Raw genomic sequence first — 19,842 nt, forward strand, 5'->3', positions numbered from 1 at the left:
TAATAGTATAAATTTATCAGAAATCTAGAGGGAATTTTTTATGTGGTATACCATAATTGCAATTATCGTCATTTACTTAGTTTTGACTTTTGGGCTGCGTTACTGGACGGCCTTTTCTTTGAAGCGAAAAGCAACCGTATTGGAAAGTGAAGAATTTGAGCAACAAAGTCGAAATGGTCAAATCATTGATTTGAGAGATGCAGCTGACTTTAAAAGTAAGCATGTTTTGGGTGCACGAAATATTCCAATGCAATATTTGATGCAAAACACTTCAGCAATTCGTCGGGATAAGCCAGTGTATTTTGTTGATGCCGACAACCAAGCTGCTGGAAGAGTTGCAGGAAAGTTAAAAAAAGAAGGTTATACTGATATTGTGGTCCTTAAAGGGGGCATGTCAAAGTATACTGGTAAAACTAAATAAAAAAATGAGAGGCTAGGACAAATCTGTCCTGGCCTCTCTATGTGTATTAGGAATAATTGTTCTATCCCCTATTTATTAACGGGCAGTATGTGAATTTCCGGCCTTGCGAGCTCCGCGAATTTCAGTAGCTTCGAATTGAGCTTCTTCTTTTTCGATGGGTTCGATTGCAATTTTATGATAAACCTTAGCGACTCCGGCTAGACTGGCAATGGTTCCAACAACTCCTGTTAACATTCCTAAACCAAATTTTTTCATAATAAACACCTCATATTCTTTTAATACTTATATTTTATCACGAAACTACTTAAGATATGTCTAAAAGCTGTGAAAGGAAATAAAATGCAAAAAATAATTGTGATTGCTGGACCCACGGCAGTCGGAAAAACAGATTTATCACTTCAACTGGCTAAAAAATTTGATGGGGAGATTATTTCTGGTGATTCGATGCAAATTTATCGATACCTTGATATAGGGACGGCTAAGGCTACAAAAGCTGAACAGGATCAAGTCCCCCATCACTTGATTGATCTATTAGAACCAACTGAAAATTTTTCAGTGGCTCAGTTTGTAAGGAAGGCGCAAGAGAATATTCATGAAATAGCAAGCCGAGGTAAAATTCCTATTATTGTAGGTGGGACTGGTTTTTATCTCCAAGCATTATTAGGGGATCGTCCTTTGGCACCAGTCGATGATGTTCAAATCGAACCGGATTTTATTACAGCTTGGGAGCAACAAGTTTCAAAATTTGGTGAAAATCCATTACGTGAAGCTTTGGCCAAGGTTGATTTAGTGAGTGCAGAGCGTATTTTACCAGGTCAAATTCGGCGTATGATTCGAGCCTTAGCGATTAGTCAAACTAAGGGCCAACCATTTTCTAGCTTACAGCCGCAACCTAAAAGGCAATATGATGCTTATATCATTGGCTTAGATACTGATCGTCAAGTTTTGTATGATCGAATTAATCAGCGCGTTGATCACATGTTAACTTTAGGCTTAATGGATGAAGTTGCTATGGTTTCTGAATTACCAGATGCAGCGACGGCTAAAAAAGCAATTGGGTATAAGGAATTATTTCCTGTTTTGGATCAGTCTGAAACATTAGAACAAGGTGTGGCGGAGTTAAAACAAGCCTCAAGGCGTTATGCAAAAAGGCAATTAACGTGGTTTAGGAATCAATTTAATGATATTAATTGGTATGATTTGGTAAAAAATCCAGCCCAACTTGATGAAATTGAAACTGATATTCAGAATTTCATGGCATAAAAGCTAACATCAAATTCCTTAAATTTGACTAAAATGACTATAATATAGCTTATTGAAGGAGTAAAGGAGAATAAAAATGACACGAACACGGCAGTTAAGGCAAGATTTAGCAATTCTACCGATGGGGGTAGTTTCGCAATTAACTGGATTAAGTGCGCGACAAATCCGTTACTATGATCAGCAAAATTTAATTAATCCGGAGCGTGGATCTGGTAAACAACGTCGTTATTCGTTGAATCAGATTGAACGATTAATGGAAATTGCGGATTATTTAGATGCTGGTTATTCAATTGCTGATATTCACGCTGTTGATCAAAAGAAGCAAAAAAAAGCTGCTACTCTCGATCAAGATGCAGTTCGTCGGTCATTACAAGCCGAATTTATTCAAATTGGTCGTTTTGGAACAAGCCAAAGAAGGGATATATCATGACAAAACATAAGTATTCAAAGAATGAAATTAAAGAGATTATTGCAAAAGAAAATGTACAATTTTTGCGGCTTCAATTTACGGACGTTTTTGGAACCATTAAAAATGTCGAGGTACCAGTATCACAGGTGGATAAAGTACTGAATAATAAGATGATGTTTGATGGTTCATCTATTGATGGTTTTGTTCGAATTGAAGAGTCTGATATGTATTTGTATCCTGACCTAGATACCTTCATGATTTTTCCTTGGGCAACCGATGAAAACGGGGGTAAAGTTGCTCGTTTAATCGCAGATATTTATACAGTTGATCATCAACTTTTCGCGGGAGATCCACGTAGTAATTTGAAGCGTGTCTTGAAAGATATGCAAAAACGAGGATTTAAAGAATTCAATTTGGGTACTGAGCCAGAATTTTTCTTATTTAAAATGGATGAAAATGGTGAGCCAACCATGAAATTAAATGATCATGGGGGGTATTTTGATTTGGCTCCATTGGATTTGGGTGAAAATACTCGACGTGAGATTGTTTTGGAAATGGAAAAGATGGGCTTTGAAGTTGAAGCAGCGCATCATGAAGTCGCTCCTGGACAACATGAAGTTGACTTTAAATATTCAGATGCTTTAGATGCGGCTGACAACATTCAAACTTTTAAGATTATTGTTAAAACGATTGCACGTAAACATGGTTTATATGCAACTTTCTTGCCTAAACCGGTAACAGGCATTAACGGGAATGGAATGCATGTTAATATGTCGCTTTTCAATGAAAATGGTAACATTTTTTATAATGAAAGTGATGAATTACAATTATCAGAAGAAGCTTATCAATTCATGGGCGGAATTTTGGAACATGCAGCCTCATTTACGGCTATTACAAATCCAACAGTAAACTCATATAAGCGTTTGACACCTGGTTTTGAGGCTCCTGTTTATGTAGCTTGGTCGGCTTCTAATCGTTCGCCAATGGTTCGAATTCCAGCAGCGCGTGGAAATTCAACCCGTTTAGAGTTGCGTTCAGTTGATCCGACTGCCAATCCGTACACTGCGTTTGCAGCTATTTTAACTGCTGGTTTAGATGGACTTGATCGCGAATTAACACCAAATCATGCGGTGGATCAAAATATTTATCTAATGGATGAAAACGAGCGGAAAAGGGCAGGAATTACTAATTTGCCAGATACACTATTGGCAGCATTAGATCAATTCGAAGAAGACGAAACCATGGTAGATGCTTTGGGAAAAAATATGGCTAATACTTTTGTTGCTGCTAAACGAGTTGAATATGCTTCATATCGGCAACATGTGTCACAGTGGGAAATTGATACGTATATTCAACAATATTAATGTTAGATTAAATAAAAATTTATCAAAAGTATGATTTTAACGTGACTTTTCACGCTAGGCCTTGAAAGTCCAAATAACTTTCGGGCTTTTTTAATAGTTAAAGGCAATGGATTACTGGTTAATAGAATTTTTAAGAAAGATTATAGAGTGATAAATTGGCATATCAATTCTAAAGGAACAGTGTAAAATTAAGATTATAAATCGTTAATAAAATTTTCAGGAGGTTGGTTATGGAGCAGACACCATATTTGAAAACTGAGATACTCGATGAGCGTGCTCAGTTTTCAAACGCGTTAGAAGCAAAATTGCAATATATTAGTGATGTACAGCAGGCGATCAATGAAGATAATGATCGCAAACTGTTTCAACTATTAGATAGCAAGAAATATTCAACTATTATTAAAGAACAAATTGATGTCACTGATAATCAACGTGATTTTAGAATGATTGATGATTTGATGGAAGCATTATCACATCATTTATCGCAACGATTAATTCAATACTTATCAGAAAGATTCCCTTTTTTCTATTATGAAGAAGATACACGAGGAGTATATCAACTTTATTTTGGAAATTGGTGGGATCGTCGTCATTTTGGATTGTTAGATCCGATTACGGTGACTTTTATTTTTGATGAAGACGAGTACGAAATGTTACAAAAATCAGTTGAATTAGCAACTGAAGGGCGCCGTTATCATACTGATATTATTGAGAAAACAACTAAAGCAAACGAAAAATTACAAAAGATTGTAGATAAACAAGATGAACGCGACCAGGAACGTGATCAATTTCAAAAAGAATTGGAAAAGATCGGCGAAAAGCCTGGTATGTTTGAATCACAAGAGAATAAAGCGCGCCGTGAATTTTTAAAACAACGGTTGAGTGAAATTCGCAGTATGGATGAAAAAGCTTGGGAAGTTCCCAAATTAATTGCTGAGAACAATGATTTAATCCTAAATTATTCTAAAGAAGATACCATTTTGATTTATGAGCAACGGGCAATTAATGACCAATTTGGTAACTTTGAAAACTTTAAAGTCGCTGTTAAGGATCTCTATCGTGATTACGTAAAACAATTAGATGATCGACCATTATCAGCGAATGGAGGACGAATCCATGACTGATCATATTCAAGGACATTTAACAGCCTATACAGACTTACTTCAAAATGACGTTGAAAAAATTTCAAAACAATTAAAGGAAATTAATTTACTAAATACTGTGAATGATCCACATGCTATTCACAAAGGTTTGGCACAACTGGTCGGGTATCAATTAGATACTAATTGGGTTGTGGCACCACGTCAATATAAAACAACTGATTGGTATTTATTGGCTATGCATCGTTTCTTATCGTTAGCTGGAGCTACAGGATATGATCTTCTGACACCAGAGGATCGTGAAGAATTAGCAATGGTCTTTCAGCAACTTCAAGTGCCGGGAGTTTTTCAATTTGTAGAAAATCCAGGTCAAGCTGGTGGTGTCTACTTTATGGAGATGGGAACGAAACAAAAACTATTTTATTGGTCATTGGAACGTCAAGAGCTACTGTTCAATTCGCATGCATTGACAAGCTTGTTAGTTGATAATTATCTATCCAAAGATATTGCTGATAATATTATAATTATTGCTGATCTATTAAGAACTTTCGGCCATTATTTAGAGTCAACCTTTGGGTATCATGTCGATTATAATATTTTGGAAACAGCAGATGAGTATCTATATTCCATAACTCAAAATGGAATTTATGAAGGAATGTTGGATCGTTTGTTTGTACTTTCAGCAGAATCAAACTATTTCATGCAGGCTATCACGAATGGGGCAGCAATGATACTAGATCGAGATGTTGAAATGCGTATCTTTTATGATCAAAATCCAAAAGCTTTGGGAGACAAAGAATGGCATTTCCAAGTTTTGGATGGACAAGATAGTATCTCATGGTTAGATATTCTTCTAGATTACAACTTTATAGGTTCTTGGTATTTGAATGAACGGCATAATATTGAAATAGCCTCGAATCAAATTATTTTTGATGAAGGCACATTGACAGTAAAATCAGCAGTAGTTAGTGTTGAAATTTTACAACCACGGAGTGTTTAAGAATGGAATTAGATTTTGCGACATATTTACGCTTGGCGCGGGCCATGTTTTTGACAGTCCCTGATGAATGGGAACGGCCTTTAAAGCGAGATGATTTATTATTAAATGATTATCTTAATTTGATGCAAACACTAACCAGTTTGTCATCTCAAACAGAGGCGATTAATTTTAATTTAAAAGGGACAAAGATGATTATATCTGACCCAAGCAAAACTTTATTTGCACAAGGCCTTATCCAATTTCTATTGATCAGTTTAAAGCAACAATGGACCCATTTAATGGTATTAGAAGCTGAGGATTTAGAAAAATTAAGAAAATTCCCACAACGTAACTTAAACCATCAATATATGGGATTGATGACAATGTTACTTAATAGCTATCATCAAAAAAGGCAAAGTGATTTTGAGCATGCTTGGCATTCATATTTAAAACTAGGCTTGTTTGAATTAAACTTAGAACCAGTTGAATTAAATGAATTAGTTATGCAACAACTCAATCAGATTGACGAATAAATAAAAAAGAGGTTGGGATTAAATAATCCTAGCCTCTTTTTGTTTTAAATATATATTATTTTATTTGTTTAGTGTCAAATTTAGAACGTTTTTCTTTTGGTTGAAAAGCTTGTAAGAACACAGTACTAATAATTAAAATTGCTCCAATAAAGTCAATCCAACCAAAGTTAATATGGAAGAGGGTCACACTTAAAATGGTAGCAATTAGTGGTTCAACGGCTCCCAAGGTACTAGCAGTTGTTGGTGTAATAAGGGTCAAACTTTGTATGAAGATGAGATAAGCAAAGGCTGTTCCTAAAATAATTGAGAAAGCTAATAAACTAATTATTTTAGGTGTAAATTGAGGCACATTTTGCCAAACTGGATGTAGAAAATTAGAAAAGATTCCGGCAATTAACATGGCCCAACCAGAAATCGAAACAGCCCCAAAGTTATCAATTAACTCTTGTGGTAATAAAGTATAAAAGACGGTCGCAACAGCAGCAATCAAGCCCCAAAGAAGGGCAAGCTTTGACATAGCTAAATTCCCGATTTGACCGTGGGTAGCTAGTAAAAAGGTTCCAATTACGGCTAAGATAATTGAAATGACATCTTGTTGCCGAGGAAAACGGCGTTTCATTAATGCTAAGAAAATAACAATCATGATGGGGTTAGTGAACTGTAAGACGGTTGCCGTAGCAGCATTTCCAAAATGGATAGCCATAACATAAGCATACTGAATTGAAAACATACCCACAATTGAAAAAATTAATAACTGAATCAAACTACGGGGTGTTTTAAAAGGTGCTAAAATTTGCTTTGGTCTTCTTAAGCCAGCAAAAATAAGAATTAGGGCGCCTGCGGTTAATAATCTAAAAGTAGCAAACCATTGGGAATTAATCCCTAGTTCTAATAATACTTTGACAGCAATACTGTTTAAGCCCCAAAAGACAGGGCCGGCAATGGCAAAAATTAATCCTTTTGTTTGGTTCGACATAGTGCCTCCTAAAAAAATATGATGGTTTCATTGTAGCAGAAGTTTGAAGTTATGGTGTTTCTGCGTCAATTAATTTGTGCTATGATGGTTTTTAGTGGTTCGTAACCATCCCACGCATAAAAGCCTTACTTTGATTGTAAAGGATTTATAATAAAAAACTAGGAGTAATAAGATGAAGTTAAGAAATAAGTGGTCTGCTCGAGAAATAGCTTTGATGAGTATTGTGGCTGGACTGTATGTAGCGGTGACCTGGTTGGTAGCTCCTTTTGCTTATGGGCAAATTCAGTTACGTTTATCAGAGGGATTTAATCATTTGGCAATATTCAATAAACGCTATATTATTGCTGTTACCATTGGTGTCTTTATTGCTAATTTGACTTCACCATTAGGAATTGTGGATGTTATTTTTGGGACATTGGGAACCTTAGTGATGACCAGTTTATCATATTGGGCAACCAAAAAAGTTGACCAAATATGGATGAAGTTGACCATAAGTATTGTCATTGACACGATTATGATGTGGTCGGTTGCTGTAGAACAATATTGGATTTTTAAACTACCTTTTTGGTTAAGCTATGGTTGGTTAGCGGCAGGTGAGCTTTGCTCATTAGTTATTGGTGCTATCTTAATTTATTTTTTACAAAAAAGAATCGATTTGTCAATTTAGAAGTAGGTGAAACAGATGATTTCTCAAGATTATCAAAACCAAATTGTGTTTATTACTGGTGGCGCTTCTGGAATTGGGCTAGCTCAAGTACAAACCTATCTGGATTTAGGAGCACGCGTATGGGTGTTGGATCGACACTTAGTTCCCATTCAGCATGATAATTTAATTACATTCCAAGTTGATTTGGGGGATGTACGGGCGGTAACGGCTTGGCTGAAAGAAACCGATTTAAGTCAAATTGATATTTTTTTAAGTACAGCAGGGGTACTAGATGCTTTCACACCAGCATTAGATACTAATTATGAAGCGATTCAACAATTGATGGCAATTAATGTGAATGCAGCAGTGCAAATTACTCTACCGATTTTAGCCGGAATGGTTAAACGGCAGCGAGGTACTATTGTTTATATGACTTCAATTGCGGGTCAAGTGGCTGGTGGTGGTGGCGCAGCTTATACCATGTCCAAACATGCATTGGTTGGCTGGATGAAACAGTTGGCTTTGGATTATGCAGATAAAAACATTCATATTAATGGAATTGCTCCTGGGGCAGTGAATACGCCTATGAATGCGGCTGATTTCGCTGGTGATGGTGCCATGGCCAAAGAAGTTGCAGCTCAAACGCCGATACATCGATGGTCTCAGGCTCAGGAAGTCGCTGATTTAACACTCTATTTGACTAGCCCTGAAGCACGGTATGTTCAGGGACAAGTTTTTACGATTGATGGCGGATGGACGATTAAATAAAGTAAACCGGATAATCTTTGATTGGCAACGGCTGATTGAAGGTTATTTTTGATTATTACGTCTGATATTCAACTTATTTTGTTTACATAATGGTAGATGCAACTAGGAGAAGTTGGCTTTGTGTTGACTAATTACAATAGGCATGATTATTAAAAAATAAAAACGACTAACTATCATTACAGATAATTAGTCGTTAATATTGTTAATTCATTAAAATGTATTAAATTATGCCCCTGGAGGGAATTGAACCCCCATCCCAGGGTTAGAACTCCTTTGCACTATCCATTATGCTACAGGGGCAAAGAACTAACTACTCTATTTTACAAAGAATTTAGCAAAAATACAATATAATTATTTGACATTTTAAAAAATGGTCGTTATGATAATACAAATTAATCAAATACGAGGTATTCAGCCAATGCGCAACTAATCAGTAATTACAAATGAAGTTATTTTTCCTTAGGGGAATATTATCTTTTTTGAGACTGATTATGGAATGTGGCTGAAAGAAGCTTTTTCAGTGTTTTTTAAACCATCAGTCTCAGTTCTACTAAGATTGGTGGTTTTTTATATGATAAAAATAAATAAAATACAAAAATTAAATGAGCAAGGAATTCTGTTCAGGTCTGAAAAATTATTAGCTCAAATGGGTGATAAAATCGGTATTGTTGGGCCGAATGGGGCTGGTAAAAGTACTTTATTAAAAATGATTTTAGGAATTGATGAGGAATATAGTGGTCAAGTTAGTGTTCAAGGCTTAATTGGTTATGTGCCACAAATGATGACTGAATTAGACGATGAAAGTGGTGGTGAGGCTGTTTGGCGCCGAATTAGAGAAGCGCTGGTTCAACGCCCTGATATTTTGATTCTGGATGAGCCAACTGCTAATTTAGACGAAGCACATCAAAATAAATTAATACAACAATTACGACGTTTCCGTGGATTGCTCTTAGTTGTATCACATGATGCTTATTTTTTACAAGAAATAACCAATCAGATTTGGTCATTTGACCAACAGATGATCACTCCGTACCATTTGAATTATGTAGATTACCAAGTACAAAAAGAACAACAATTTAATCAGGCAACCCAGGATTATAATCGAGAAAGTCGTAAGAAGAAGAAACTATTATTTGAAGCCCAAAAACAAGTTCAAGCCGGTGATCGAGTTAAGCGAAATAATAATACTTTGAAGGGAGATACCGTTCAAGCACAATTAACGGGAAACGCTAAATATTTACGGCAAAAGGCGGGTCAATTAGGCCAAGGTGAGCGACCTAAAACGGCTAAAAAATTAAAATTAAATAATGCTTTGATAGCAAGGCCTACCCAAATTTTAGCACGGTTGACTGACACTGATGTTTTTGATCCCGCAGGACAAATTTTACTGGAAAGCATTTCATTAGTGATTAAGGGGACAGATAAAATTAATTTACAGGGTCCTAATGGATCAGGTAAAACCACGTTAATTCAATCGATTCTACGTGATGCTGGCCGTCATCAAAAAACTCAGGTGGGCTATTTCGATCAAAAGATTGATCAATTGGATCCACATAAAGATATTCTGTGGAATGTAATGAAGAATTCGGTTGAACCGGTTCAAGTTGCCCGTGATTTTTTAGGTGCATTTGGAATTCGTCGAGAAATGGTGGAGCGTGATGTTGCGACATTGAGTGGGGGAGAACGGGTCCGAGTTAGTTTGGTTGCTACTTTATTGACACAGGCTAATTTGTTAGTTTTAGATGAACCGACTAACTTCTTGGATTTGCCAGCTTTAGCAGCCTTGAAACAATTTTTATACGACTTTGATGGGGCGGTCTTACTAGTGTCTCATGATCAAAAATTTATGACAGATTTAGCTTGGCCAAGTTGGCAAATTGAAGGGCGTAAGTTAAATTTGATTGTAGAAAACATTTAGCATAGAATAGAATTACTAAAAACGATAGATGGGTGATAGTGATGAATAATTTAAGAACAGTACGCGAATTTTTTGATTTAAGTTTAAGCCAAGCAAGTACTGGCTTAAATTGGGATAAGGTAAAGTTAGAAGCCTTTGAATTAGCTGAAAAAATACCAAATGTTTTAGAGTGGCAACATTTAGCCGAATATTACGCTAATCTTTTTCACGTACCTGCAGTGGGTGATAATGTCGAACCAATTCATTTTCGTCTGAGCGTGGATTACTTAATGAATGTTGGAATTACTATGAATGATTTATTAGCATTTAAATGGTACTTTGAAAATACTCGACCTGAGTTAGGAACTTTCAATGTAGCCTTGTACCAGCCAAAAACGGCAAAAATGGAGCAAAAATTCACTAAGTTAAATGACATCTTGGAACAATTTGCAGGCTATTTATTGCTTAACTATGATGGGACAATGAATCAATTTATTAATGAACGAAATGACAACCAAATTTCTGATTGGCGTTTAATTCTTTATAAACGAGATGACTTGATTATTGATGTGACAGATCAATTAGTTTATTTTGATTATCTTGTTAATTATACGGTGATGTAATTGGTTTAAAGTGGGTTTATTTTAATGCTTAATTAAACTAATAATTACAAAAGGTTAGGACAAATGTCCTAGCCTTTTTATTATTATTTTTGGGAAAATGGTTAAATAGGTTTGGTCATTTAAATTTGAATGCGACTAAAAAATAAAATAAAGGTTAATTATAATTTGATATAAAGGGGACTCGCTTTTTCATTGCAAGACAGTTTTGAGCTTTTTTTGCTATAATAAGACAAAAGTTATTAATGAAAGGATACAAGGCGATGGAAGTCTTAGAGCGTGCGTATGCAAAACTAAATATTTGTTTGGATACGCCCTTTGTACATGCTGATGGCTTGCAAGAGTGGGACATGTTAATGGTTTCAATTGATTTAGCCGATACGGTAACAATTAAGACAACTGATTGTCATCATGATATTTTAGTTGAGTCAACATCGGGATTATTACCAGTAAATGAGAGAAATTTAGCATACCAAGCAGCTGAGTTAATGCAGAGCTTGGCAAATGTTGATGAAGGTGTGGAAATCCATATTCAGAAGCGGATCCCAATCGCAGCAGGATTAGGCGGCGGTTCTTCAGATGCTGCAGCAGTTATGCGGGCTTTAAATCGTTTGTGGAATTTAAATTTATCGGAAGCGGAATTAGCTAAGCTGGGCTTAAAAATTGACGCTGATGTGCCTTATTGTATTTATTCACGGCCTTCTCGAGTGACGGGACGGGGTGAAATTGTGGAGCCATTGAAAAAAAGAATGCCACCAATTTATTTTGTGATTGCTAAACCAGCAGTGAGTGTCTCAACGCCTAAATTATTAAGGACTGTAAAATATGATAAATTAGAGCATGGTGATATGCAGGAATTAATGAATGCAGTAGCTCAATCATCATACCCACAATTGGTGAAACGAATGTTTAATGTTTTAGAACCGGTCTCTGCACGACAGTTTCCAGAAATTATCCGAATCCGGGAGAAAATGCTCCAATTTGGTGCAGATGTGGCTCAAATGTCTGGAACGGGACCAACTGTTTTTGGAATGACTCAAAAAGCAAGTCGGGCGAAACACATTTATAATGGGCTAAAGGGATTTGTCGGTGAAACGTATATTACCGGTTTAGCAAAATAACGTAAAAACACGCTAAAAAAAGCGTGTTTTTTAGTATAGAAGGATTATAATAAATGTAATGGTATATACCACTGTGAAGAATGAAAGGGGTTTTCTATGAGTCAAGTCATAATTAATGCAAAAATTTATTCTGGAACGGGTGCTAATCCGATAGTTCCAAATGGTTTTATTCGCTTTGATGAAAAAATTAAGATGGTTGCTGCAATGAAACAATATCAAGCTGAGCCCGGTGATCAGGTGGTTGATGCCCAGGGAGCAGTAATAGTCCCCGGTTTTATTGATGTTCATACGCATGGAGCATATGGTTTTGATACGATGGATGGAGACGCCACAGAAATTGTCCAGATGGTGCGCGATGAAATTACTGAAGGAATTACTTCTGTCTTCCCAACGACAATGACGCAGAGTGTTGAAAATATTGATAATTCAATGCGAGCAATCAAAATTGCTGCGGAAGAAGAACCAGCTATTCAAGGGGTTCATCTTGAAGGACCTTTTGTTAATCCTCATTATAAAGGAGCCCAACCAGAACAATATATTATTGCACCTAGTGTCGAATTAGTTCAAAAATGGAATGAATTATCAGGAAATCGAGTGCGTTTAATTACTTATGCACCCGAGAAGGCCGATGATTTAACGGTCTTTGAAAATTATCTGCATACTAATAATATTATTGGTTCTGTTGGTCATTCTGATGCTACTCGTGAATTCTTACAAAATAATTCTAAAGTGAAGCATGTAACGCATCTTTATAATGCGCAACGACCACTTAAGCACCGTGATCCAGGTGTCACAGGTCATGCATTATTGGATGAAGATATGTATGCTGAAATGATTGTTGATGGTTTCCATATTGCTCCTGATATGGTTAACTTGGCTTTTAAATTGAAGGGGTCACATCGAATTGACTTAATTACCGATTCAATGCGAGCTAAAGGATTGCAAGAAGGTATATCTGAATTAGGTGGTCAAAAAGTCTGGGTCAAAGATGGGCAAGCTCGATTAGAAGACGGCACATTAGCAGGATCAGTGTTACAATTTAAACATGCCTTTTTGAATATGATTAAATTCACCGGTGCAACGGTTGAAGAAGCTGTACGAATGGCTTCTGTTAATCAAGCAACGGAGTTTGGATTGTTAGATCGAAAAGGAACATTAGAGGTCGGGAAGGACGCCGACTTCAATTTATTTGATGGCAAATTAACTCAATTAGAGACAACTTATAGTCTCGGCCGCAAATTTACACCACAGGATGCAGTCATTAAGAAATAGGGGATTTTAAATGACAGAACCAATTTATGTTCAAATTCATGATGAGATTAAAGAAGCAATCGATGCTGGTCGCTGGTCGGCTGGTGAACGGATTCCGTCTGAAAGAGAATTATCAATACAATTTAATGTATCGCGAATGACGCTACGTCAATCAATTATGTTATTAGTTGATGAAGGTTATTTGGAGCGACGGATTGGTTCGGGAACATTTGTGGCAACTAAGCGCGTACAAGAAAATCTTGATAGTGCTTCTTCATTTACAGAAATGATGGATGCTGCTGGTAAAAAAGCATCATCGCAAGTGATTAATTATAAAGTTGGGTTACCAACAGCCCTAGAAGCTGAAAAATTAGAAATAAGCACAGATACTAGTGTTATTAGAATGGAACGAGTTCGATATGGGGATGATGAGCCGATTGCGTTTGAAGTGGCCATTGTGCCACAAAAATTATTAGTTGGGATTGATGAAGATGAGATCACAAAATCTTTATATCAAGCTTTAATTAGTAATGGTCTAATTGTAAATAAGGCGAAAAGAATTTTAACGGCAGCGGCCGTAAATGAACGAGTGGCCCGGCTCTTGGCCATGAATAGCGGCGATCCTGTTTTAGTACTAACGCAGGTTACTACTGATGACCAAGGGTCACCATTTGAATTTGTACGAACACAATACGCGGGAAATCGCTATGAAATTCAGTTATAAACGATTATTTTTCTTTACTATGAATATTTAATTTGTTACACTTGATGAAGCGTTGAAAACTGCAGCGGATTATCCATAAGCTCGTCAACAATTTATCACCCTCGTTTCAAATTGATGGCGGGGCCTCACCAGTACCTGCGCTGCAGCAGTGAAAGTTAGGATAAATTGCACGAATATGAGGTAATTCTCTAGAATTCAACCAAATAAAAAATTCTGGAGGACATTAATATGTCACGTTATACTGGTCCTAAGTACCGTATCTCACGTCGTTTGGGTGTTTCTTTATCAGGAACTGGTAAAGAAATTGCTCGCCGTAACTATGCACCTGGAGACCACGGTCAAGGGCGTCGCTCAAAGCTTTCTGATTACGGAACACAATTGCGTGAAAAGCAAAAGGTTCGTTTCACTTATGGTTTGACAGAACGTCAATTCCACAACTTGTTCAACAAGGCTGGTCAAATCCGTAACGGAGTTCACGGAACTAACTTCTTGATCTTGTTGGAGACTCGTTTGGACAATATCGTTTACCGTATGGGCTTGGCAACTACACGTCAACAAGCACGTCAATTGGTTAACCACGGTCACATCTTAGTTGATGGAAAGCGTGTTGATATTCCTTCATACGAAGTTAAGGTTGGACAAGAAATCTCAATTCGCGAAAAGTCACAAAAGAATGTCTACATTTTGGCAGCGGTTGAATCACAATTCGGTCACCTACCATTCGTAGAATTCAATAAAGAAACTTTGAAGGGTTCTTTGACACGTTTGCCAGAACGTGAAGAACTTGATGGTGACTTTAACGAAGCTCTTATCGTTGAATACTACAACAAGTTGGGATAAAAATTTGGATTTCTTTTTAAAAGAAATTTTGATTTTAATTTAACATATTTGTTGATTCGGTATTTGATGGGTTTTGGTAGTTTGTCACTAGGTGAATTGCCGTAGAGTTTAATCAATATTGATATAAAGTTAAGGAGTTATTGGATAGATTTGTCCAATAACTCCTTTTTACATGCTATCTGAGTTGGAGCTTTTAGATCTAAATTGATAGAATGGTGAAAATAAATAGTCTGAATATAAAAAAGATGGATAAGGAGAGCTTAATGAAAAAAACAATTGTTGAGTTACCGGATGAATTTGTCCAGAAGCTTCAACTTGATAATGAACAATTAGTTGAGATGCAAATTATTGATGATCAAATTATTATTGATAAAAATATTGAAAATATTCGTCAAGATAATAAAGTTGCCTTTCGATGGGTTATGGCCACTGGGGTTATTAGTGCATTGATTGCTGTGATTAATTTTATTATGCAACAAACTACTACAGTTGGTATGACAGGTGCTAATTCATTGACTCAAATTACTATTTATTTAGGTGGTGGATTTGGGACGTTTAGTTTTCTTATTATGGCCATTAAAACGCGAAATCGAGAAGGCCATTTAATTCGTTGGTATAATATTTTAATGATTACTTTAGCGTATGGTATTATAGGGATCGTCGCCTTGGCTTTGGTAATGTGGGTTATTTCATCAGCCTTTGCGGGTGCACGGTTAGATATTTATACAATGAGTTTAATTATTGGTGCCCTAGTGGGAACTATGAATTATATCATGGTTATTACGGCACAAGGGTTACGTTTTCAGCAGGCTGTTTCAGTTTTGATTGCAACTTTATTTGGCGGAATTATTATGTCGATGGCGACCAATGGTTCTGTAGGATGGTGGCAATATAATTTCAGTTACTTAGGAACGAACAGGGTTGGAAATGGTTGGATCTTTAATTTTACTTTGATCTTCTCATCGTTAATTTTATTAACCATTGTTGATTATTTGTTTAGTTCATTGGGAGCAACCTTCCGCCAAAATCGGCGATTATTTATTCTGCGCTTGCTCTTTTCGATTACGGCGATTGCGGTAGGCTTAATCGGGGTTTTTCCGAATAATCCGGGATGGATGCATCACGTGCATGATGGAATTGCACAATGGTTAGTGATGATGGTTTTGGTTATGATTATTGCAATTCGTTGGTTAATTCCGAATCCAAGTTGGGAATTTTTGGTGATTTCGTATGTTATGGCGGGGGGATTAGCCATTTCAGATATTGTATTTAAAAAATCTGGTTATCTATCACTAACTGCTTTTGAAATGGTAGCGTTTGGTTTTGCATTTGCATGGTTAATTTTACTTTTGCAAAATTTGCGTAATTTGAGCTATGACGATAATCCCAAGTATGTTGTGAAATTAGAAATTGCTGATTTAAAATAAAAATATTAAGTTTATATATAAATAAAAAAGAGCTCTAAACGTTGTATGTTTAGAGTTCTTTTTTATTTAATATTAAATTTAACGAGCAATGATGAATAGGAAGATTAAGAAAACTACGCCTAAGCCATACATAATTGCTGGAACTTGCTTACCACGGTGAGTTGCCCACATTGTAATAGGGTAAAGAATAAATCCAAGGGCAATTCCATCAGCGATTGAATATGTCAGGGGCATTCCAATCACGATTAGGAATGCAGGTGCCGCAATTGCAAAATCATCCCAATTAACGTCTTTAAGATTCTTAGCCATTAAGACTCCAACAACCACCAAAGCGGCTGAAGTAACTTGAGGTGTTACCACTGCCAAAAGAGGAGAGAATAACAAAGCGACAAAGAAAAACAATCCAGTATAAACTGAAGTTAGACCAGAACGACCTCCAATAGCGATTCCGGCAGACGATTCAACGAAAGCTGAAGCTGGAGAAGTACCAGTAATCGCACCTAAAGTCATTCCTAAGGCGTCAGCACCTAAAGCTTTTCCGATCCGAGGCATCTTACCGTCTTTCATGAAGCCAGCTTGAGTTGCTAGACCGATCATTGTTCCTGCAGTATCAAAGAAAGTAACTAATAAGAATGTTAAGACTACGATTCCTAATTGAACAGTATTAATATCGCCTAAATGTTGAATTGATACACCAAGGGTTGGTGCTAATGATGGGGCAGGTGAGATTAAATGCGTTGGTAATTCAATTAATCCAAAGATCATTCCAACAATTGAAGTTAAAATCATTCCGATGAAAATTGCAGCTGAAACATTTTTAGCCATCAAAACGAAAGTTACGATAATTCCAAAAATTGCGAGTAAAGAAGTACCAGAAGTTAGATGACCTAGCGAAACCATGGTATCAGGATCAGCAACAATTAATCCAGCTTCATTCAAACCAATGAAAGCAATGAATAATCCAATTCCTGCCGCAATTGCGACTTTTAGATCTTGCGGGATTGAGTTGATGATTTTTTCTCGTACTTTAAAGAAAGTTAGTAGTAAGAAAATCAAGGCCGCTACTAAGACCCCAGCGAGGGCTGTTTCCCAAGGAATTCCCATCCCAACTACGACTGAGTATGAGAAGAAAGCATTAATTCCTAATTCAGGAGCAATCGCAATAGGGTAGTTAGCGAAAATGCCCATAAAGATAGTTGAAATTGCAGCAGTGATTCCTGTGGCAGTGAAGACAGCTCCTTTGTCCATTCCCGAAGCACTGAGTACTGTCGGATTAACAAACAAGATATATGCCATCGCCATAAATGTAGTTAGGCCGGCTATGAATTCGCGCCGATGAGTTGTTTTTAGTTCAGATAAGTGAAAATAACGCGCAATGAAGTTCATGAATGACTCTCCTAAAAATATAATAAATAAAATAAATAACAACAAAGATATATTATGCAGTTAATGTAAATAATAGTCAATAGCAAAATCCGAACTATTTGATTTTTATTTATAAAAAACAAGTCATTTTATTATTTATATTTAAAAATAAAGGAAAAAATTGCTGAAATTAGAAACATCTGCTATTATTAATCTGTAAAAGCCGAACAAAAACCGAAAATGCGACGTAGATGTATTTTCTTATTAATAGGAGGAAGCAAAGATGGCAGGAGTTGTGGTTGTTGGTGGTCAATGGGGTGATGAAGGAAAAGGTAAGATTACTAATTTTATCGCTCAAGAAGCTGATATGGTTGTTCGTTATCAAGGCGGGAATAATGCTGGACATACAATCTATGTTGATGGTCAAAAATTTGAATTATCTTCGATTCCATCAGGTATTTTTGACTCGAATAAATTAGCGGTGATTGCCAACGGATGCGTCGTGAATCCGAAAGCATTATTAGAAGAATTGACCCAGATTCAGAATCAAGGAGTTCAAACTAATAATTTACGTATTTCGGATCGAGCTCATGTTATTTTTCCTTACCACTTAGCTTTGGATAAACTGGCGGATCAAAAAAAAGGCGAAAAAAAGATTGGAACAACTGGCCGCGGAATTGGACCAGCATATATGGATAAAGCTGCTCGAATTGGAATTCGGATGATTGATCTATTAGATGAGGATGTTTTACGTGAACGTCTTCAAGCTGTCTTGACTGAAAAAAATGAAATTCTAGAAAAAATTTATCAACATGTTGGATTTGAGGTAGAAGAGTTAGTTCAAGAATTTTTGGATTATGGTGAAAAATTGCGTCCTTATATTACTGATACAGCTGGTTTGATAAATGATTATTTACAAGCCGGACGTCGGGTTTTGTTTGAAGGCGCTCAAGGGGCAATGCTTGATTTGGATCATGGGACTTATCCTTATGTTACTTCTTCTTCGCCAATTGGTGGTGGGGCTACGATTGGAGCAGGCGTTGGACCAACTCAGCTTAAAGCTGTTATAGGTGTGATGAAGGCCTATACTTCCCGCGTTGGGGATGGTCCGTTTCCAACTGAACTTTTTGATGAAACGGGAGACCAAATTCGCGAAGTAGCGCATGAATATGGGGTTGTCACGGGACGTCCACGACGCATTGGTTGGCTTGATACAGTAGTTATGCGACATGCGGCTCGGGTTGGTGGATTTACGAATCTAGCTTTGAATTCCCTTGATGTTTTATCAGGGCTCAAGGTCTTGAAATTGGCAGTGGCTTATGAAATTGATGGTGAACGAATTACGCACTATCCTGCATCATTTAAAGACTTAGAACGAGTGATACCGGTATATGAAGAGTTTCCTGGATGGGATGAAGATATTACTGGCATTAAGAATCGGAATGATCTTCCTCAAAATGCGCAACGTTACTTATCTCGAATTGAGGAATTAATTGGTACCCCTTTATATACGTTTGCTGTGGGTCCATCTAATGAACAAACAAATATTTTATTTGACTTATGGTCAGAGGCAGAGGGAAAAGCGTAATGGGTAAAATTGGAAGAACAATTGTAACAACGCAAGAAATTAAACGAATGGTTCAAAAGGTGGCGGACGAAATTAATCAAGCTTATGGGACCGAATATGACCAAGTACTCTTTGTAGGTGTGATGAAAGGCGCCTATTTGTGGATGGCAGATTTGCTGCGGGCCTTGAATGCCGATGTCCAAATGGATTATGTGCGGGTGGCTAGTTATGAGGACGATCATTCAACTGGTGAAGTCCAAATTATTCATGATCTAAAGACCAACGTCTTAGGCAAAAAAATCATTTTACTGGATGAAGTTATTGATAGTGGGCTCACACTTCAATATTTGCAAAATGTCTTTTTGCAACGTGGAGCAAGTGAAGTTACGCGGGCAATTGCCGTGGATAAGCGTCCCAAGGCAATTCAAGAGGCTGATCCGGTAGAGTTCGTGGGTACCGTGGCTCCTGATGAATTCTTGATTGGATATGGAATGGATTATAATAATCATTATCGAAATTTACCATATATTGCAGTTTTAGAGCTAACAACTCAGACGGTATAAAATATAAT

21 protein-coding genes and 1 tRNA gene are annotated in these 19,842 nt (G+C 36.7%); 18 read left to right on the top strand and 4 right to left on the bottom strand.

The annotated features are described in order from the left end of the window. Positions 1-40: 40 nt before the first annotated feature. Positions 41-421 carry a rhodanese-like domain-containing protein gene (locus WKK_RS04755; protein WP_013989633.1) on the top strand — a complete coding sequence of 127 codons (381 nt, stop codon included), beginning with the start codon at positions 41-43 and terminating at the stop codon, positions 419-421. Positions 422-496: 75 nt separating this feature from the next. Here WKK_RS04755 and WKK_RS04760 read toward each other — a convergent pair whose 3' ends face one another. Continuing rightward, positions 497-676, bottom strand: a complete 180-nt coding sequence (locus tag WKK_RS04760; protein ID WP_006844980.1) for a DUF3042 family protein — start codon at positions 674-676, stop codon at positions 497-499. A gap of 84 nt (positions 677-760) precedes the next feature. On the opposite strand from WKK_RS04760, the gene miaA reads away from it, so the two are divergent. From miaA to WKK_RS04790, 6 genes are all read left to right on the top strand, one after another. After that, positions 761-1,684 (top strand): tRNA (adenosine(37)-N6)-dimethylallyltransferase MiaA, encoded by a 924-nt coding sequence (gene miaA, locus WKK_RS04765; protein ID WP_013989634.1) that lies wholly within the window; start codon positions 761-763, stop codon positions 1,682-1,684. Between the two features lie 76 nt (positions 1,685-1,760). Further along, complete coding sequence (locus WKK_RS04770; RefSeq protein WP_013989635.1) at positions 1,761-2,114, top strand: MerR family transcriptional regulator; 354 nt, start codon at positions 1,761-1,763, stop codon at positions 2,112-2,114. Beyond that, positions 2,111-3,457, top strand: a complete 1,347-nt coding sequence (gene glnA, locus WKK_RS04775) for a type I glutamate--ammonia ligase (protein WP_013989636.1) — start codon at positions 2,111-2,113, stop codon at positions 3,455-3,457. Before WKK_RS04770 ends, glnA begins: the two co-directional genes overlap by 4 nt. Before the next feature lie 230 nt (positions 3,458-3,687). Further along, the gene (locus WKK_RS04780; RefSeq protein ID WP_013989637.1) at positions 3,688-4,581 is read left to right on the top strand and encodes a hypothetical protein; all 894 of its coding nucleotides are present in this window, start codon (positions 3,688-3,690) and stop codon (positions 4,579-4,581) included. Next, a complete protein-coding gene (locus WKK_RS04785) occupies positions 4,574-5,557 on the top strand; it encodes a hypothetical protein (RefSeq protein WP_013989638.1) in 984 nt (327 codons plus the stop codon). Before WKK_RS04780 ends, WKK_RS04785 begins: the two co-directional genes overlap by 8 nt. A gap of 2 nt (positions 5,558-5,559) precedes the next feature. Then, a complete protein-coding gene (locus WKK_RS04790) occupies positions 5,560-6,069 on the top strand; it encodes a hypothetical protein (RefSeq protein ID WP_013989639.1) in 510 nt (169 codons plus the stop codon). Positions 6,070-6,124: 55 nt separating this feature from the next. Here WKK_RS04790 and WKK_RS04795 read toward each other — a convergent pair whose 3' ends face one another. Next, positions 6,125-7,045: a DMT family transporter gene (locus tag WKK_RS04795; RefSeq protein WP_006844987.1), complete on the bottom strand. Its 921-nt coding sequence runs from the start codon at positions 7,043-7,045 to the stop codon at positions 6,125-6,127. A gap of 172 nt (positions 7,046-7,217) precedes the next feature. On the opposite strand from WKK_RS04795, the gene WKK_RS04800 reads away from it, so the two are divergent. After that, positions 7,218-7,712 (top strand): QueT transporter family protein, encoded by a 495-nt coding sequence (locus tag WKK_RS04800; RefSeq protein ID WP_006844988.1) that lies wholly within the window; start codon positions 7,218-7,220, stop codon positions 7,710-7,712. 15 nt (positions 7,713-7,727) lie between these two features. Then, positions 7,728-8,459 carry a 3-oxoacyl-ACP reductase gene (locus WKK_RS04805; protein ID WP_006844989.1) on the top strand — a complete coding sequence of 244 codons (732 nt, stop codon included), beginning with the start codon at positions 7,728-7,730 and terminating at the stop codon, positions 8,457-8,459. Positions 8,460-8,687: 228 nt separating this feature from the next. Here WKK_RS04805 and WKK_RS04810 read toward each other — a convergent pair. Further along, positions 8,688-8,759 (bottom strand) — tRNA-Arg (locus tag WKK_RS04810). Between the two features lie 271 nt (positions 8,760-9,030). Here WKK_RS04810 and WKK_RS04815 point away from each other — a divergent pair. The 7 genes from WKK_RS04815 (at position 9,031) to WKK_RS04845 (ending at position 16,339) form a co-directional block, all read left to right on the top strand. Next, positions 9,031-10,377 (top strand): ATP-binding cassette domain-containing protein, encoded by a 1,347-nt coding sequence (locus WKK_RS04815; RefSeq protein ID WP_013989640.1) that lies wholly within the window; start codon positions 9,031-9,033, stop codon positions 10,375-10,377. 41 nt (positions 10,378-10,418) lie between these two features. Then, entirely contained in the window at positions 10,419-10,979 is a 561-nt protein-coding gene (locus WKK_RS04820; RefSeq protein ID WP_013989641.1) for a hypothetical protein, read from the top strand. A 260-nt stretch (positions 10,980-11,239) separates the two neighbouring features. Beyond that, on the top strand, positions 11,240-12,097 hold the full coding sequence (gene ispE / locus WKK_RS04825) for a 4-(cytidine 5'-diphospho)-2-C-methyl-D-erythritol kinase (protein WP_013989642.1): 858 nt from the start codon (positions 11,240-11,242) through the stop codon (positions 12,095-12,097). Positions 12,098-12,193: 96 nt separating this feature from the next. After that, on the top strand, positions 12,194-13,369 hold the full coding sequence (nagA, locus tag WKK_RS04830) for an N-acetylglucosamine-6-phosphate deacetylase (RefSeq protein WP_013989643.1): 1,176 nt from the start codon (positions 12,194-12,196) through the stop codon (positions 13,367-13,369). 10 nt (positions 13,370-13,379) lie between these two features. Then, positions 13,380-14,072, top strand: a complete 693-nt coding sequence (locus WKK_RS04835) for a GntR family transcriptional regulator (protein WP_006844994.1) — start codon at positions 13,380-13,382, stop codon at positions 14,070-14,072. A gap of 228 nt (positions 14,073-14,300) precedes the next feature. Continuing rightward, positions 14,301-14,912 carry a 30S ribosomal protein S4 gene (rpsD, locus tag WKK_RS04840; RefSeq protein ID WP_006844995.1) on the top strand — a complete coding sequence of 204 codons (612 nt, stop codon included), beginning with the start codon at positions 14,301-14,303 and terminating at the stop codon, positions 14,910-14,912. A gap of 263 nt (positions 14,913-15,175) precedes the next feature. Continuing rightward, positions 15,176-16,339 carry a DUF998 domain-containing protein gene (locus tag WKK_RS04845; RefSeq protein WP_013989644.1) on the top strand — a complete coding sequence of 388 codons (1,164 nt, stop codon included), beginning with the start codon at positions 15,176-15,178 and terminating at the stop codon, positions 16,337-16,339. Positions 16,340-16,417: 78 nt separating this feature from the next. Here the strand turns inward: WKK_RS04845 and WKK_RS04850 are convergent, their stop codons facing one another. Further along, positions 16,418-17,725, bottom strand: coding sequence for an NCS2 family permease (locus WKK_RS04850; RefSeq protein WP_013989645.1), 1,308 nt, complete (start codon positions 17,723-17,725; stop codon positions 16,418-16,420). Positions 17,726-17,987: 262 nt separating this feature from the next. Here WKK_RS04850 and WKK_RS04855 point away from each other — a divergent pair, with 262 nt between their 5' ends. Together WKK_RS04855 and hpt are read left to right on the top strand one after the other, a co-directional pair. Next, positions 17,988-19,292, top strand: coding sequence for an adenylosuccinate synthase (locus WKK_RS04855; protein WP_013989646.1), 1,305 nt, complete (start codon positions 17,988-17,990; stop codon positions 19,290-19,292). Next, positions 19,292-19,834, top strand: coding sequence for a hypoxanthine phosphoribosyltransferase (gene hpt, locus WKK_RS04860; RefSeq protein WP_006844999.1), 543 nt, complete (start codon positions 19,292-19,294; stop codon positions 19,832-19,834). The genes WKK_RS04855 and hpt overlap by 1 nt, the downstream gene beginning before the upstream one ends. The last annotated feature ends 8 nt before the right edge of the window (positions 19,835-19,842 follow it).

It is taken from the genome of Weissella koreensis KACC 15510 (assembly GCF_000219805.1).
Lineage (GTDB): Bacteria > Bacillota > Bacilli > Lactobacillales > Lactobacillaceae > Weissella > Weissella koreensis.

Bases quoted from the DNA above. Each gene is read 5' to 3' on its own strand.
- WKK_RS04835 (WP_006844994.1), top strand. From the start codon at position 13,380: ATGACAGAACCAATTTATGTTCAAATTCATGATGAGATTAAAGAAGCA.
- WKK_RS04815 (WP_013989640.1), top strand. From the start codon at position 9,031: ATGATAAAAATAAATAAAATACAAAAATTAAATGAGCAAGGAATTCTG.
- hpt (WP_006844999.1), top strand. From the start codon at position 19,292: ATGGGTAAAATTGGAAGAACAATTGTAACAACGCAAGAAATTAAACGA.
- WKK_RS04755 (WP_013989633.1), top strand. From the start codon at position 41: ATGTGGTATACCATAATTGCAATTATCGTCATTTACTTAGTTTTGACT.
- WKK_RS04785 (WP_013989638.1), top strand. From the start codon at position 4,574: ATGACTGATCATATTCAAGGACATTTAACAGCCTATACAGACTTACTT.
- glnA (WP_013989636.1), top strand. From the start codon at position 2,111: ATGACAAAACATAAGTATTCAAAGAATGAAATTAAAGAGATTATTGCA.
- WKK_RS04800 (WP_006844988.1), top strand. From the start codon at position 7,218: ATGAAGTTAAGAAATAAGTGGTCTGCTCGAGAAATAGCTTTGATGAGT.
- WKK_RS04770 (WP_013989635.1), top strand. From the start codon at position 1,761: ATGACACGAACACGGCAGTTAAGGCAAGATTTAGCAATTCTACCGATG.
- WKK_RS04845 (WP_013989644.1), top strand. From the start codon at position 15,176: ATGAAAAAAACAATTGTTGAGTTACCGGATGAATTTGTCCAGAAGCTT.
- WKK_RS04790 (WP_013989639.1), top strand. From the start codon at position 5,560: ATGGAATTAGATTTTGCGACATATTTACGCTTGGCGCGGGCCATGTTT.
- nagA (WP_013989643.1), top strand. From the start codon at position 12,194: ATGAGTCAAGTCATAATTAATGCAAAAATTTATTCTGGAACGGGTGCT.
- WKK_RS04855 (WP_013989646.1), top strand. From the start codon at position 17,988: ATGGCAGGAGTTGTGGTTGTTGGTGGTCAATGGGGTGATGAAGGAAAA.
- ispE (WP_013989642.1), top strand. From the start codon at position 11,240: ATGGAAGTCTTAGAGCGTGCGTATGCAAAACTAAATATTTGTTTGGAT.
- WKK_RS04805 (WP_006844989.1), top strand. From the start codon at position 7,728: ATGATTTCTCAAGATTATCAAAACCAAATTGTGTTTATTACTGGTGGC.
- miaA (WP_013989634.1), top strand. From the start codon at position 761: ATGCAAAAAATAATTGTGATTGCTGGACCCACGGCAGTCGGAAAAACA.
- rpsD (WP_006844995.1), top strand. From the start codon at position 14,301: ATGTCACGTTATACTGGTCCTAAGTACCGTATCTCACGTCGTTTGGGT.
- WKK_RS04850 (WP_013989645.1), bottom strand. From the start codon at position 17,725: ATGAACTTCATTGCGCGTTATTTTCACTTATCTGAACTAAAAACAACT.
- WKK_RS04795 (WP_006844987.1), bottom strand. From the start codon at position 7,045: ATGTCGAACCAAACAAAAGGATTAATTTTTGCCATTGCCGGCCCTGTC.
- WKK_RS04780 (WP_013989637.1), top strand. From the start codon at position 3,688: ATGGAGCAGACACCATATTTGAAAACTGAGATACTCGATGAGCGTGCT.
- WKK_RS04820 (WP_013989641.1), top strand. From the start codon at position 10,419: ATGAATAATTTAAGAACAGTACGCGAATTTTTTGATTTAAGTTTAAGC.
- WKK_RS04760 (WP_006844980.1), bottom strand. From the start codon at position 676: ATGAAAAAATTTGGTTTAGGAATGTTAACAGGAGTTGTTGGAACCATT.